Here is a 14,902-nt window from a genome sequence, read left to right as displayed (position 1 = left end):
CGACGTCTCAGTCAGATCCTCAAGGAGAGCCTCGATGACGATAGCCAGTGATAGCGGTCAGGGAGACCCGACGCTGGTGCTGATGCACTTTTTCGGCAGTTCCCACCATGAGTGGGAAGCGGTCCTGCCGCTTCTCGACGAGCGATACCGGGTCGTCACGCTGGACATGCCGGGATTCGGCCGCGCCAGCGAGGTGGCGGGATTCGACGTCGCCTCGATGACCCGGCATGTCGAGCAGTACATCGAAGCCGCCGGACTCGACAACGTCATCCTGGTCGGGCACTCGTTTTCCGGTCGCATCGCCATGACCGTCGCCGCCGCTCGGCCGGCGTGGCTGCGCGCGCTGGTCCTGATCGCACCCTCGCCGCCGGGGCCGCAGTCGATCGGCGACGAGGAGCATCGATTCCAGCTCGACTTCGATTTCAGCGAGGTCCAGGCTCGTCAGTTCATCGACGGCGCCAGCGAAGTCTCGCTCGCTCCCACGCTTTACCAGCAGGCGGTGGAGGACGCGATCAACGCCAACCCGGCGGCGTGGCGCGCCTGGCCGACGACGACCTACGCCGAGGATTGGCGCGAGGCCGTCGGCAAACTCCCCTACCCGGCCTGGGTGCTGGTCGGCGACAAGGATCCATCGCTGCCTCCCGACACTCAGCGCGCGGAAGTGATGCCGCACCTGCCCCAGGGCAAGCTCGAGGTGTTCCCCGGCTACGGCCATCTACTGCCGATGGAGATGCCGGAAACGCTGGCGGAACAGCTCAACGCGATCGCCGCCCAATGGAGCGCCAGCCGCTGAGCGACGAGGACGTTGCTGTGGAGAACATGGCTATGGAGACCGTGGCGGGATCAGTGGACGAATGGCGCCGGCGCCCGCCCGGTCAACGCGACACATAGTGCGAGCGGCCATGGCAATGGCGTGCGCTCCAGCACCGTCTCTGCGCTGGCAACGGGCGATGCACCGAGCTTCCGGCAAAGCTCGATGAGTCGTTCCGTCGCCTCCGTCGACGCAGCCAGCGAGTCGCTGGTCGTTTCCACTGTCGAAACGGTCGTGTCGAGGCGCGTCTCGACAGCCGTCGGCACGCAGACATGCCCGCCCCACTCGACCAGACGCTCAGCAAAGACCAGCCCAGCCGCCCCCGTGTATAGGCAGCCATCGATGTGTACGCGAGTCACATCGAGCAGTTCGACTGCGCCCTGCAGTCGCGCCAGTCGCACCACGATGCGCATGGCGACCTGGGCTGCCGGGCCTGTCTCACCGGCAAGACAGCGCCGATCCGCCGGCGACAGGGCAAAGCCGTCGTTCGCCGCCGTCGTTGGCGCTGGCTCATGCCCGAGCGCCCCACCGGCCGTCACGCTGGCCAGGCCCGCCAGACGCGGGCCGCTGACCACCAGCTGCCGGCCACGATGGAGGGTGATGAGATGCGCCGCCTGCGCCAGGGCAAAGCGCGCGGGGTCCAGCACGATGACCGGCACCGTCAGCGACAGCGCCTCTTCGGCGACGATGGCCGCCAGAACGCTGACCTCATCGATCCGATCGAGCACGATCAACGCCGGCGCCTGTCCGGCATGAATCGCCTCCAACAGCATCACGCTGCCGGCAGTCCCGCCTCCGAGGGGTATGACCAGCGCCCGACCGGCGATACGTTCGCCAAACAGCGGGTGCTGGCGATCGATCACCGCGCCCTCCTGCGGCTCCACCCCGCCGCACAGACTCAGCGGCTCCGCACTCGCCATGACTACCCCACTGCCCTCGCCTTCGACCGGACATTCGGTGGCGGAGAGATGGAATGCCAGAGACTCGAGACGGCGCATCATGGCGATGTCGTCCGAACGTTTATCGACAAGACCGCGGGTGAAACAGAACGAACAGAACGAACAGAAAGTGAAACAGAAAAGGCATTGGCATCAGCCATCGCGGAAGAGCCTCTGGCATGAGAGAGATCGTTTCAAGCTACGAGGCAGCCCCCGTTTCGTCCAGTGCTTTAGACTGACATCTACCCCTTCTCGGCTCGTCGGTAATGAATGCGCTAAGATGGTCGACCTCGACACCGTCCTCAACGTTGGGTTACCCGATCGCCCATGACCTATCGCGTCGCCATCAACGGCTACGGCCGCATCGGCCAGAGCGTGCTGCGTGCGCTGATCGAACGCCCCGATCTGCCGCTGGAGATCGTTGCCATCAACGAGCTCTCCGATCTCGAGACGATCGCCTATCTGACTCGCTACGACACGACTCACGGACGCTTCCCCGGCCGTGTCGAAGCGCGAGACGGCTGCCTGATCGTCAATGGCCGCGCCATTCGCGTGCTCAGCGCAGCCGAACCGGAAGCGCTGCCGTGGGACGAGCTCGGCATCGACCTGCTGCTGGAGTGTTCCGGCAGTTTCAAGGATCGCGCCAGCGCCGAGCGCCACCTCCAGGCCGGCGCGCCACGGCTGCTGTTTTCCCAGCCGGCGGAAGCCGACGTCGATGCCACGATCGTCTATGGCGTCAATCAAGACGAGATCGCCAGCGACATGCGCATTGTCTCGGCGGCGTCGTGCACCACCAACTGTCTGGTGCCGATTCTCAACGTGCTGGAAGCCAGTTTCGGCGTCTCCCATGGCGTCACCACGACCATCCACTCGGCCATGAACGATCAGCCGGTGATCGACGCCTACCACAACAGCGACCTGCGCCTGACCCGTTCGGCCATGCACTCGATCATTCCGGTGGATTCCGGCCTGGCCCGCGGTATCGGCCGGCTGATGCCGCATCTGGCCGGGCGTTTCGAATGTCTCCACGTTCGCGTGCCGACCATCAACGTCTCGGCCATGGACCTGTCGATCTCGCTCGAACGCGATACCGACGCCGCCGCCGTCAACGCCTGCCTGGAAGCCGCCAGCCGTGAGCGCTACCTGGGTCTGCTCGGCGTGACCTACGAGCCGATGGCCTCGGTCGACTTCAACCACGATCCGCGCTCGGGTATCGTGGATGCCACTCAGACACGCGTGGCTGGTGGCCGCCTGCTCAAGCTGCTGTGCTGGTTCGACAACGAATGGGGCTTCGCCAACCGGATGCTCGATGTCGCTCACCACTGGCTCGGACTGTCATCTTCCGTCTCCGAACCCGTCACTTCTCTTCAGCGTAAGGAAAGGATTTCATGACCGTACTCAAGATGTCTGAACTGGATCTCTCCGGAAAACGCGTCCTGATTCGAGAGGATCTCAACGTGCCCGTCAAGGGCGGCAAGGTCACCAGCGACGCCCGTATCCGCGCCTGCCTGCCGACCATCCAGGCCGCGCTCGATGCCGGCGCCAGCGTCATGCTGATGAGCCACCTGGGGCGGCCGACCGAAGGCGAGCCGGCAGACGAGTTCACCCTCGCCCCGGTGGCCGAGCATCTCGCCGACCTGCTGGGCAAACCGGTGCGGCTGGAGAAGGACTATCTCGATGGCAAGGTCGAGATCGCCGAAGGCGAGGTCGTGCTGCTCGAGAACGTGCGCTACAACAAGGGCGAGAAGAAGGATGACGAAGCGCTGGCCAAGGCCTATGCGGCGCTCTGCGATATCTACGTGATGGACGCCTTCGGTACCGCCCACCGCGCCCAGGCTTCCACCCATGGCGTGATCCGGTTCGCGCCACAGTCCTGCGCCGGGCCGCTGCTGGCCAACGAACTCGACGCCCTGGAAAAGGCGCTCAGCGCACCCAAGCGCCCGATGGCCGCCATCGTCGGTGGCTCCAAGGTGTCGACCAAGCTCGACGTGCTCTATTCGCTGTCGGAGAAATGCGATCAGTTGATCGTCGGTGGCGGCATTGCCAACACCTTCATCGCCGCGGCCGGTTACGGCGTGGGCAAATCGCTCTATGAGGCGGATCTGGTCGACAAGGCCAAGGAGCTGATGGCCAAGGTCAAGATTCCGCTACCGACCGACGTCGTCGTCGCCACCGAGTTTTCCGAATCCGCCACGGCGACCGTCAAGCCGGTGGATCAGGTCGGCGACGACGAGATGATCCTGGATATCGGCCCGGACACCGCCAAGCATCTGGCCAGCCTGCTGGAAAACGCCGGCACGATCCTGTGGAACGGCCCGGTCGGCGTGTTCGAGATCGATCAGTTCGGCAAGGGCACCGAAGTGCTGTCGAAGGCGATTGCCGCAAGCCCGGGATTCTCCATCGCCGGCGGCGGCGACACCCTGGCCGCGATCGACAAGTACGGCATCGCCGATCAGGTTTCCTACATCTCCACCGGCGGCGGCGCCTTCCTCGAATACGTCGAGGGCAAGACCCTGCCCGCCGTAGCGGCACTGGAGAAAGCGGGATCGGACAAAGCCGCTGGCTGATCAGGCCAACGGCTTGCGTTCACGTTCGAGGAGCTCGCGCGTCAAGGGAGGCGCGGCGTCACCCCGGTCCCCGAATCCCGATCATGCCGGCCACGCCTCTTCTGCGTGGCCGGCATTGGGCATTCTGCTGGCCGGCGCCCTCTGGGGCTTCTACTGGTTCCCCATTCGCCGGCTCGAAGCGCTCCAGCTCGGGGGCGTCTGGGGGTCGTTGATCATCGCCGCCACGGCGTGCGTGTTGCTCTCTCCCTGGGCCATTGCCCAGCGCCGCCGTCTCGCCCGCTCATCCGGGCTGGGGATCGCCTCGGTCACCCTGGGCGGCGCAGCCTTCATGCTCTATTCCGTCGGCCTGGTTCACGGCCAGGTCGCCGTGGTCATTCTGCTGTTCTACCTGACGCCGATCTGGAGCACGCTGATCGAACGGCTGTGGTGGCGCTGGCCGCTGACCGGACGGCGTATCGCGGTCATCATTGTCGGTGTCGCCGGGCTGGGACTGGTGCTCGGCGCCAACGGTTCACCGCTGCCCCATGGCATCGGCGACTGGCTGGGGCTGGCTTCCGGCCTGCTGTGGGCAATTGCCTCCAGCGGCATGCGTTCCCATAACACGCTCGGGCCCGGGGAAGGCAGTTTCCTGTTCGCCGTCGGCGCCCTGGTCGCCGCGGCACTACTGGCGCCGTTCCTCTCGGCCTGGCCCGGACTCCCGCCGGCGGGGAACGGGTGGCAGGTTATCGCCTGGATCCTGGCCGCCGCCGGCCTGTGGTGGTCAGCATCGTTGGCGATTCTGGTATGGGCAGCGAGGTATCTGTCGCCGGCGCGCCTCGGCATCCTGATGATGAGCGAGGTGCTGGTTGGCGTCTTCTCCGCGGCGCTGCTGGCTGACGAACCGCTGGCGCCAATCCAGATTGTCGGTGCCGTTCTGGTGATTGCCGCCGCGGTCCTGGAAGTGCTGCCGGCGAGAGCAAGCGGCTGAACGCCTCCATTGCGGGACGTCCAGCAACGAAAAAGCCGGCCCCATGGGGCCGGCTGATTCATCATTCGTGGCGGAGAGGGAGGGATTTGAACCCTCGATACCCGCGAAGGTATGCCGCATTTCGAGTGCGGTGCATTCGACCACTCTGCCACCTCTCCTTGGCGAGACGGCACCCAACCGTATGCCCCATGCCAAGGCATCGGATACTCGGTCGAACGATCTCGCGGCGCAAAAATAACAGAATCGGATCCAAACGTTAATATTAGCAGCCCAAATTCTCGTGCTCGCCGACCGCCACCGGCTCAATCCGCCGCCTGCGTCTCATCCTGGCCGCGCTTCAAGCGGCTTCCCTCACGCGCAGGCAACGGTGTGTGCGATGGAAATAGTCGGGCATGATCTTTTAGCAGGGCGTCGTAACATTCGCAGGCGGCCATTTCCAACCCTCGGCGGTCGAGAACAGTGATATTCCCACGGCGATAACGAATGAGCTTTCGCGACTGTAACGCGCCCGCTGCAAGGGTGATCCCACTTCTACGCACGCCAAGCATGTCCGCGAGAAACTCGTGGGTCAGATGGAAGTGGTCGGCGTGAGCGCGGTCCTGAGTCATCAGTAACCAGCGCGCCAAACGTGGCTCGATTTCGTGAAAATGGGCGCAGGCAGCATTCTGCGCCAACTGAGTGAGCTGCACATAAAGATAGTGTTTGAGAATCCGTTTCAGCATCTGGTTATCGCATAGAATACGGCGCAGTCTGGTTGCACGCATACGCAGAGCCGTGCCCGGCCCCTGAACCACTGCCCGACACGAGGCGGTATTGACGCCGAGTGCCAACGTGGCGCCAAGCATACCTTCGTTACCAATCAATCCCAGCTCCAATGGATGGTTGCCACCGAGGGTGGTGACCAGAGAGATGAAACAAGTCGTCGGAAAATATAGATACCGGAAAGAGCAATCGCTTTCGCAGAGAACGCTACCAAACGCCAGCTCTACCGCTTCGCATTGCTCCAGTACACTGCTTCGCTCGTTATTTGGAAGGCAGCCAAGCAAGTGGTTGGTAATCGACGTTGGAGGTGCAACTGACATGGAGTATTTCCAGCAGCACAAGAGTAGAAGATTTCGGCGTGAGAAAGGTGCTTGAACGATCCCGCCTCACCCAGACTGCATGTCTCAAGGAAATCGGTCTGTTCGTTACAGCACGCAGCGTCAAGTTGCACTAGCGCTTTTAGTGCATTGATACAATCTAGAGCCGATGAGATTTTTTCCTGAGCCACCTCGACCTGACATCGATGCCATTTTTTTCTGGCTTTCCCAATACTTTCCAGGTTTCTCCTTGGCTCAAAGCTACAGGATGAAATCCGGCTTTGGCTGGATATCACCTATCGATTCGTGAACCTTGGCGTTTATGAGTCGCAAAAGAATGACGCGATCGGACTCAAAAGTGATCTGACAACAATCGATCGGTTTCCTTTTTCACCACGGCATAGCACTCACAACTTAGCTGCTCGAGCCTGGGCCGATTCAATACCGTGATGTGACCACGCCGGTATTCGATAACGCCCAGCTTTTGCAACTTTCCCGCGGCCTCGGTGACGCCCTCCCGACGAACCCCCAGCATGTTGGCGATCAACTCTTGTGTCATGGTTATCTGATTGTCTGGCAGACGATCCAACGACAGTAGTAGCCAGCGACACAGCTGCTGATCGATAGAATGATGACGGTTGCACACCGCTGTCTGCGACATCTGGGTAATCAATGCCTGGGTGTAGCGCAACATCAGTACCAGCATCTCGCCGTGACGATTGAACTCATCCTTGAGCCGCTGCCCGAGTAATCGAAATGCATAGCCGCCGCTTTGCACTATGGCGCGGCTCGGGGTGCTTTCCCCACCCATGAACAAAGCGATACCGACGACTCCTTCATTACCGACGACGGATATCTCCGCAGAGGCACCACTTTCCATCACATAGAGCAGCGAAATGATTGAATCAGTGGGGAAATACACATATCGCATGGTTTCTCCGGATTCGTACATCACCTTGCCCAATGGCAGTGAAACCAGCTCGAGATGATCGACCAGGCGTTTCTTCGACTCATGAGGCAAGGCAGCCAATAAGAGATTCTGCTGCGGTCGCGGTAACTCAGGCATGGCAGCCTCCAGCCGAGGAGATCGGCCTGATGGGAAAACCTGATGGAAAAACACAGGGCTGAAGCGCCCATATTCTGTTCGATGGCGTACATAACGAGAGCCAATAGTGGACCCCCGGAGTCGGTTATGCGATCCCCCTGTGCTCCAAGCATGGGTAGTGCCGAAAAAGGTTGATCCAGGTAAATCAGGTGAGCAGGGGCGCAACTCTCTAAAAGTAGAAGCCCAGATCCCGCTGGGAACTCTTGTGTTCGCTAGCGCACGGTGGATATCTCTGCCTACAGGCATGATGACCACTGCTCATGATCTGGCATGCATAAGCATCACCTGTTCGGGGTGGATGAGCGACAACTGACAGGAGGGCCCGGAATGACAGCGTCTGAATCTGGTCCCAAGTCCGGCGTGGGCAATCTCGGCACCATCGTCACCGTCCGTGGCAGCGTCATCGACATTCGCTTCGAAGGCCAACTACCGCCGGTCAATAGCCTACTGCATGCGGGCGACGGTGATCGGGTCACTATCGAGGTGCTGGCTCAACGCGATGAGCGCCACGTTCGAGGAATCGCCCTTACCCCGACCCAAGGCCTGTCACGTGGAATGCCTGTGACGGATAGCGGTGGGCCGCTGAAGGCACCGGTTGGCAAACCCATACTGTCGCGCATGTTCGATGTTTTCGGTAACACCATCGATCGCGGCCCACCGCTGGAAGGCGTGGAATGGCGTTCGGTACATAACGATCCGCCCCCCTTGATTCGCCGCTCGACCCGCTCCGAGGTATTCGAGACCGGCATCAAGGCGATTGATGTACTCACACCGTTGGAGCATGGCGGCAAGGCGGGACTGTTCGGCGGCGCCGGCGTGGGCAAGACAGTACTTCTGACCGAGATGATTCATAACATGGTCGGCAATCAACAGGGCGCCAGTATCTTCTGCGGCATTGGCGAACGTTCGCGTGAAGGCGAAGAGCTGTACCGCGAAATGGAGGCTGCCGGGGTATTGCCCAACATGGTGATGATCTTCGCGCAGATGAACGAGCCACCCGGCGCGCGCTTTCGCGTAGGACACGCGGCGCTGACCATGGCCGAGTACTTCCGGGATGACGAGCATCGCGACGTACTACTGCTGATCGACAATATCTTCCGTTTCATTCAGGCCGGTTCGGAAGTTTCAGGGCTAATGGGGCAGATGCCATCGCGCCTTGGGTATCAACCGACCATGGGGACCGAACTGGCAGCGCTGGAAGAGCGTATCGCCAACACCAACAACGGCGCCATTACTTCCCTGCAAGCGGTCTACGTACCCGCGGACGACTTTACCGATCCTGCTGCCGTACATACTTTTTCGCATCTGTCGGCATCCATCGTGCTGTCGCGCAAACGCGCCAGCGAAGGGCTGTTCCCGGCCATCGACCCGCTGCAATCCAGCTCGAAGATGATCACCCCGGGTATCGTCGGCGAATATCACTACCGGATAGCGCAAGCCATTCGGCGCACGCTGGCACAGTATGCCGAGCTGAAGGACATCATCGCCATGCTCGGGCTGGAGCAGTTGTCGCCCGAGGACCGCAAGGTCGTGGCGCGAGCACGCCGCCTGGAGCGCTTTCTCACCCAACCGTTCTTCACCACCAAGCAGTTCACCAACCTGAGCGGCAAGCTGGTCAGTCTGGAAGACGCGCTGGACGGTTGCGAGCGCATTCTCGCTGACGAATTCAAGGACTTACCCGAGAGCGCGCTCTACATGATCGGCGCGATTGGCGAGGCCCGAATAAAAGCCCCATCCAGCGCCGAGGCAGAAGGGCGATCGTTAGAGGAGACCACGCATGCCGATGATGACGCTTAAGGTGCTGCTGCCCTATGAGGTTTTCGTCAACGAAGCTCGCGTCTCACGCATTGTGGTCGAGACGGTACACGGTTCATTTGGCCTGCTGCCACAGCGTCTGGACTGTGTCGCGGCACTGGTACCGGGCATCCTGGTTTTCACCGATGACGAGCAGAATGAAGCGTTCGTGGCACTGGATGCCGGCGTACTGGTCAAGACCGGTCTCGACGTGACGATTTCCGTGCGGCAAGCGCTACGTGGCAATGACCTGGCTTGCCTGCACGAAGCCGTGAAAGAGCAGTTCATCACCCAGGATGCGCAGGAAGAATCCATGCGGGCAGCAATGGCCAAGCTGGAAACCGGATTCATGCAGCGGTTCGCAGCGTTGCAGGATCGCTCGCCATGAGTCAGGACCCCAAGCGCCAATCTCCGGATTCAACGCCAGCCGAACCGACCCTGGCGCGGCAGGTTGGCATCAAGGCGACGCGTAAGCTCAAGGCACGCCGCAACGGCACGCCGAAGGTCTGGTTCGGGCTCGGCATGATGGGCCTGATCGGCTGGTCGGTGGTCGTACCCACACTGCTGGGGACCGGACTCGGCCTATGGCTCGATCAACGCTACCCCGGCGGTCGTTCACTGACGCTGGCACTACTGATGGCCGGGCTGACCGTCGGCTGCCTGAACGCATGGTATTGGGTCTCTCAGGAGGACCGGGCAATGCATCAAGAACAGGAGGACGACAATGCCTGACAATATCAGCTGGATACTGGGCTGTGCAGTTGCGCTGATCGCCGGTTTCACATTGGGAACGATTTTCTTCGGTGGTCTCTGGTGGACCGTGCAGCGTGGTGCCGTATCAAAGCGCCCGGCACGGTGGTTCTTCGGCAGCCTGTTTCTGCGCACGGGGATCGTACTCGTGGGCTTCTATCTCATTGGGACGGGGCAGCCTTTGCGTCTGGGTTTGTGCCTGCTGAGCTTTCTGTTGGCGCGCGCGTTCATCCTGCGTGTGACACGCGGCCTGCCAGCCCCCATTGCGCCAGGCATGGAACATACGACGGGAAGGCCACCATGCGCTTGACCCCCGATGCCTGGATCTTCTGGCAATACGGCTTTATCTCGCTGAACGCCACCATCGTGTTCACCTGGATGCTGATGGCGGTACTCGTTCTGGGCGCCGCGTTGATCACGCGCCGGCTGACCACCAGTCACGAACGTTCACGCTGGCAGAATCTGCTGGAGATCGTGGTAACCACGATCATGAGTCAGATAAAGGATGTCGGTCTGAAGAACCCGCACCACTACCTCGGCTTCCTCGGCACCCTGTTTCTATTCGTCGCCATCGCGGCGCTGGCCACCGTCATTCCCGGCTACGAGCCGCCGACCGCGTCGCTGTCGACGACAGCGGCACTTGCCCTGAGCGTGCTGGTCGCCGTGCCGCTGTTTGGCATCTCCAGTCAAGGGCTAATGGGCTATCTGAAATCCTACCTTCAACCCACACCCATCATGTTGCCCTTCAACCTGATCAGCGAAGTCTCACGCACCATGGCGCTGGCCGTGCGCCTGTTCGGCAACATGATGAGTGGCGCCATGATCATCGCCATTCTGTTGTCCATTACGCCTTTTTTCTTTCCCATTGTGATGACGCTACTGGGTCTACTCACCGGCATGGTGCAGGCCTACATCTTCACCATTCTGGCAGCGGTTTACATCGCTGCGGCCACACGCAGCAGCAAGGCGGTCAAGGTCCCCTCTCCGGCGCCAGCCGCATGAATCAAAGCCCTATCTCCCATCGACCCTCACAAAGGCACACTTTATGGACGCTCTCACCTGGATTGCCGTCGCTTCCATCATCATGGCTGGCGTGACCACGGGCTTCGGCACAATGGGGCCGGCTCTCGCCGAGGGCCGTGCAGTAGCCGTTGCACTTACCTCGCTTGCGCAACAGCCCGATGCTTCCGCGACCATTACCCGCACGCTATTCGTCGGCCTGGCGATGATCGAGTCCACCGCGATTTACTGTTTCGTGGTGTCGATGATTCTCATCTTTGCCAATCCATTCTGGAATGCCGCACTGGCTGTGGCCAGTCAGGCATCGGGCCAATAGATCATGCTAATCGACTGGTTCACCGTCGGCGCACAGTTGCTGAACTTCATTGTTCTGGTGTGGTTGATGAAACGATTTCTGTATCAGCCGGTGCTGAATGCCATCGCTGCGCGTGAACAGAGAATTGCGGCAACGCTGGCGGACGCCGCCGCGACCGAGGCGGAAGCGCACAGGCAGCAACGGGAATTCGAACAAAAGAACCAGGCCTTCGAACAACAGCGCGCAGACTTGCTGCAGCAAGCCACGAATGCGGCAACGGCCGAAGGCGAACGTCTACGCACCGAGGCAGCCCAGGTTGCCGACAAGGCAAGCGCCATGCGCGCCAGGGCCCTGGCGACCGACACCGAACATCTGCATGCCGAGATCGTCCGTCGTGCCCAGCAGCAGGTATTCGCTATCGCGCGCCAGGTGCTGGATGACCTTGCCGATACCAATCTGGAGCAACGGGTCTGCGAGGTATTCATTCAGCGGCTGCAGGCCGCCGATGACGAGGCACTGTCTGCGCTTGGCAAGGCACTCAGGGACACCTCAGAGGCGACTCCTGCCGTGTTGCGCAGTGCTTTCGAGCTACCTGCCGCCCAACAAACGGCGATCCAGGCCGCGATAGACGAGACGGCCGGACAGACAATAGCGCTAAAGTTCGAGACGGAGCCTGATCTCGTTGCCGGCATCGAAATCAGTGCTCAAGGGCAGAAACTGGCCTGGAGTATCGAGGACTACCTGAGTGCCTTGTCCTCGGCCCCTCACACGGCGCACGAGTCCGATGCGACGGTGGCAGCATGATCACCGCAACACCCGATAGCCCTGACCTGAAATCCGTCCTTGACGGCGCGTTCGTAGACATCCAGCAACGCCTGCAGGCCTTCAGACCGCAACTACAGCTACGCGAAGTGGGCACGATCACCAGTGTTTCCACCGGTATTGTGCGTGTTCACGGCTTGCGGCAAGTCAGCTCCGAGGAGCTACTGGCATTTCCCGGCGGCCTCTTCGGTATCGCCTTCAATCTCAATGAAGACAGCATCGATGTCGTACTGCTGGGAGACTACGCGCATCTTCATGCCGGCCAGGAAGTTCAGCGCACCGGCCGGGTAATGGACGTGGCCGTAGGCGACGCCTTACTGGGCCGGATGATCGACCCGCTCGGGCGGCCGCTGGACGGCAGGGGGCCGGTAGTGACACATCAGCGCCTGCCTATCGAACGACCTGCAACGCCCATCATGGATCGAGCGCCAGTCACGGAGCCGCTGCAGACCGGGTTGAAGGTCATGGACGCATTGATCCCCATCGGCCGGGGGCAGCGTGAACTGATCCTGGGCGACCGCCAGACCGGTAAAACGGCGATCGCCCTCGATACCATCTTCAACCAGCGCGGCAGGAACGTGCTTTGCGTCTATTGCGCCATTGGACAACGCGCATCTGCAGTCGCCAAGGCGGTCGCCAACCTGCACGAAAAGGATGCGCTTGCCTATACCGTGGTCGTGGTCGCCGAGGGCAACGAAGCGCCAGGCCTGGCCTACATCGCGCCCTATGTCGCCACCAGTATCGCCGAGCACTTCATGGAACAGGGCCGCGACGTGCTGATCGTCTACGACGATCTGACCCACCACGCCCGCGCCTACCGCGAGTTGTCACTGCTACTGCGTCGCCCACCGGGACGAGAGGCCTTTCCCGGTGACATCTTCTACATCCACTCACGCATGCTGGAACGCGCCACCCACCTGACCAAAGAGCGCGGCGGCGGTTCGTTGACCGCCCTGCCGATCATCGAGACCGAGGCGCAGAATATCTCGGCCTACATCCCGACCAACCTGATCTCCATCACCGATGGGCAGATAGTGCTGTCACCGTCACTGTTCGAACTCGGCGTTCTACCCGCCATCGACGTGGGTCAGTCAGTTTCCAGGGTCGGCGGCAAGGCACAGCGCGCGGCCTATCGTGCGGTGGCGGGCGATCTCAAGCTCGCCTATGCCCAGTTCGAGGAGCTGGAATCCTTTGCCCGTTTCGGTGCCCGGCTGGACGAGGATACGCGGCAGTCCATCGATCACGGCAAACGCATCCGCGCCTGTCTGGGCCAGGCCGAATTCTCACCGGTTTCAGTCCCCGCACAGCTCGCCATTCTGCTGGCGCTGAACGCAGCCTTGTTTGATCTCGTACCGCTTGAGCGCATGGCGGCGGCACAGCAGACAGTGGAAAAGATGGCCAATGATCTGCCTGATGACCTGATCGAACGGCTGACCGCGGGCGGCAAGCTGGCCGATACGGATCGTCGGCAGGTCACCGAAGCCGCGCGCGAGGTACTCGAGGCTCTCCTGCCCCAGACAGAGACCCGGCCATCTCAAGAGACGGCTGGCCACACTGACACCGACGAGAAACCTATGGCAATTCAGCTCAAAACCGGCAGCCATAGCAACACCAACGAAGCGCAACTCTGATGGCCACCACCCTGATTGCCCTGCGCCGGAAAATGGACAGTGCGGGAGACCTCAAGTCCGTGGTCAGTACCATGAAAGCATCCGCAGCATCAGCCATTGGGCAATATGAACGTTCGGTGTCCGCCCTGGCCGATTACGCACAGACGGTCGAACTTGGACTCGGCGTGTGCCTGCGCTCAGCCGAGCAACGCAGTGCGCAGTCTCTCGCCTTGCCACCTCCACGCGTCAACACCCGGATGCGGGCCGTGGTGTTCGGCTCCGACCAGGGGCTGGTAGGCCGATTCAACGAGGTAGCGGTCGAACATGCGGTGGCGGCACTGGCGCAGACCGAGTCCCGAGTCTGGGCGGTTGGTGAGCGCACGCACGCACGTCTCATCGATGCCGGCATTGAGCCCGAAGGATGCTTTCCGGTTCCTGGATCGGTGGAACTGATCACCCGCCTGGTGGGCGACATTCTGCAGGAAGTTCAGGCACCGAATGCTGCCGCGGAAGATGAAGGGCCTATCGCCATTCATGATACAGCGCTGACGCTTTTCTACAACCGACCGAATGCTGCCGGCTATACGCCCGTGAGCCAGCGCCTGCTGCCGCTGGATACCCATTGGCAGCGTGGATTGGTCAACCAGCCATGGCCCACCGCACAGATACCCGAAGTGCTGGACATGAGCTCGCTGACTCTGCGCGCCTTTATCCGCGAGCATCTGTTCGTCTCGCTGTTTCGAGCCAGCGCCGAGTCCCTTGCCAGTGAAAATGCCAGTCGTCTGGCCGCCATGCAGCGCGCTGATCGCAATATCGGTGAGCTACTACAGGACCTGCACGCCCGTTTCCACCAATTGCGACAGGCCGGCATCGACGAGGAGCTTTTCGACGTGATCTCCGGCTTCGACGCTCTGCAAGACACCCACACCACGCGCTGATAATCCTGCGTGCGCTGTCGTACAGACCGCCTTTTAGAGAAGGAAGAGACTGAGCAGTAACCACTTACGGCTCAGACGCTGTGACTGGCAACACCCTACACAGGTAATTGCGATGATCCAGTCACATCTCGACGTCTACAGCTACATCGTCAGGGACCTCCCATCCTTTGAAGACATACCCGACCAGGCGCCCATCACCCTGAACC

16 protein-coding genes and 1 tRNA gene are annotated in these 14,902 nt (G+C 61.4%); 13 read left to right on the top strand and 4 right to left on the bottom strand.

The features are described from left to right. Window positions 1-34 precede the first annotated feature (34 nt). Window positions 35-793: an alpha/beta hydrolase gene (locus BTW08_RS01330; RefSeq protein ID WP_075560698.1), complete on the top strand. Its 759-nt coding sequence runs from the start codon at window positions 35-37 to the stop codon at window positions 791-793. A 50-nt stretch (window positions 794-843) separates the two neighbouring features. Here BTW08_RS01330 and BTW08_RS01325 read toward each other — a convergent pair whose 3' ends face one another. After that, entirely contained in the window at window positions 844-1,812 is a 969-nt protein-coding gene (locus BTW08_RS01325) for an aconitase X (protein ID WP_075560697.1), read from the bottom strand. Window positions 1,813-2,076: 264 nt separating this feature from the next. Here BTW08_RS01325 and BTW08_RS01320 point away from each other — a divergent pair, with 264 nt between their 5' ends. The 3 genes from BTW08_RS01320 to BTW08_RS01310 are packed head-to-tail and all read left to right on the top strand — an operon-like array spanning window position 2,077 to window position 5,283. After that, complete coding sequence (locus BTW08_RS01320; protein ID WP_075560696.1) at window positions 2,077-3,141, top strand: glyceraldehyde 3-phosphate dehydrogenase NAD-binding domain-containing protein; 1,065 nt, start codon at window positions 2,077-2,079, stop codon at window positions 3,139-3,141. Continuing rightward, a complete protein-coding gene (locus tag BTW08_RS01315) occupies window positions 3,138-4,316 on the top strand; it encodes a phosphoglycerate kinase (protein WP_075560695.1) in 1,179 nt (392 codons plus the stop codon). Before BTW08_RS01320 ends, BTW08_RS01315 begins: the two co-directional genes overlap by 4 nt. A gap of 13 nt (window positions 4,317-4,329) precedes the next feature. Further along, entirely contained in the window at window positions 4,330-5,283 is a 954-nt protein-coding gene (locus BTW08_RS01310; protein ID WP_083627615.1) for a DMT family transporter, read from the top strand. Between the two features lie 68 nt (window positions 5,284-5,351). Here BTW08_RS01310 and BTW08_RS01305 read toward each other — a convergent pair. From BTW08_RS01305 to BTW08_RS01295, 3 genes are all read right to left on the bottom strand, one after another. Further along, window positions 5,352-5,441: transfer RNA gene (locus BTW08_RS01305), tRNA-Ser, on the bottom strand. A 144-nt stretch (window positions 5,442-5,585) separates the two neighbouring features. After that, window positions 5,586-6,365 (bottom strand): Crp/Fnr family transcriptional regulator, encoded by a 780-nt coding sequence (locus BTW08_RS01300; protein ID WP_075560693.1) that lies wholly within the window; start codon window positions 6,363-6,365, stop codon window positions 5,586-5,588. Window positions 6,366-6,714: 349 nt separating this feature from the next. Next, a complete protein-coding gene (locus BTW08_RS01295) occupies window positions 6,715-7,428 on the bottom strand; it encodes a Crp/Fnr family transcriptional regulator (RefSeq protein ID WP_075560692.1) in 714 nt (237 codons plus the stop codon). 366 nt (window positions 7,429-7,794) lie between these two features. On the opposite strand from BTW08_RS01295, the gene atpD reads away from it, so the two are divergent. Genes atpD through BTW08_RS01250 form a run of 9 tightly spaced genes read left to right on the top strand, consistent with a single transcriptional unit; the run spans window position 7,795 to window position 14,696 of the window. After that, window positions 7,795-9,264 (top strand): F0F1 ATP synthase subunit beta, encoded by a 1,470-nt coding sequence (gene atpD, locus BTW08_RS01290; RefSeq protein ID WP_075560691.1) that lies wholly within the window; start codon window positions 7,795-7,797, stop codon window positions 9,262-9,264. Continuing rightward, window positions 9,245-9,649 (top strand): F0F1 ATP synthase subunit epsilon, encoded by a 405-nt coding sequence (locus BTW08_RS01285; protein ID WP_246837615.1) that lies wholly within the window; start codon window positions 9,245-9,247, stop codon window positions 9,647-9,649. Before atpD ends, BTW08_RS01285 begins: the two co-directional genes overlap by 20 nt. Then, window positions 9,646-9,993 carry an AtpZ/AtpI family protein gene (locus BTW08_RS01280; RefSeq protein WP_075560690.1) on the top strand — a complete coding sequence of 116 codons (348 nt, stop codon included), beginning with the start codon at window positions 9,646-9,648 and terminating at the stop codon, window positions 9,991-9,993. Before BTW08_RS01285 ends, BTW08_RS01280 begins: the two co-directional genes overlap by 4 nt. Further along, window positions 9,986-10,321 (top strand): ATP synthase subunit I, encoded by a 336-nt coding sequence (locus tag BTW08_RS01275; RefSeq protein WP_075560689.1) that lies wholly within the window; start codon window positions 9,986-9,988, stop codon window positions 10,319-10,321. The genes BTW08_RS01280 and BTW08_RS01275 overlap by 8 nt, the downstream gene beginning before the upstream one ends. Then, entirely contained in the window at window positions 10,312-11,013 is a 702-nt protein-coding gene (locus tag BTW08_RS01270; protein ID WP_075560688.1) for a F0F1 ATP synthase subunit A, read from the top strand. Before BTW08_RS01275 ends, BTW08_RS01270 begins: the two co-directional genes overlap by 10 nt. 43 nt (window positions 11,014-11,056) lie before the next feature. Further along, the gene (locus tag BTW08_RS01265) at window positions 11,057-11,347 is read left to right on the top strand and encodes a F0F1 ATP synthase subunit C (protein WP_075560687.1); all 291 of its coding nucleotides are present in this window, start codon (window positions 11,057-11,059) and stop codon (window positions 11,345-11,347) included. A 3-nt stretch (window positions 11,348-11,350) separates the two neighbouring features. Beyond that, on the top strand, window positions 11,351-12,130 hold the full coding sequence (locus BTW08_RS01260) for a F0F1 ATP synthase subunit delta (RefSeq protein WP_075560686.1): 780 nt from the start codon (window positions 11,351-11,353) through the stop codon (window positions 12,128-12,130). Beyond that, a complete protein-coding gene (locus BTW08_RS01255; RefSeq protein WP_075560685.1) occupies window positions 12,127-13,779 on the top strand; it encodes an alternate F1F0 ATPase, F1 subunit alpha in 1,653 nt (550 codons plus the stop codon). The genes BTW08_RS01260 and BTW08_RS01255 overlap by 4 nt, the downstream gene beginning before the upstream one ends. Beyond that, complete coding sequence (locus BTW08_RS01250) at window positions 13,779-14,696, top strand: F0F1 ATP synthase subunit gamma (protein WP_075560684.1); 918 nt, start codon at window positions 13,779-13,781, stop codon at window positions 14,694-14,696. The genes BTW08_RS01255 and BTW08_RS01250 overlap by 1 nt, the downstream gene beginning before the upstream one ends. Window positions 14,697-14,902: the final 206 nt, after the last annotated feature.

This window comes from Salinicola sp. MH3R3-1 (assembly GCF_001937155.1).
Lineage (GTDB): Bacteria > Pseudomonadota > Gammaproteobacteria > Pseudomonadales > Halomonadaceae > Salinicola > Salinicola halophyticus.
Note: the sequence above shows the minus strand (reverse complement) of the source record. Positions and strands in the feature narration are given on the sequence as shown.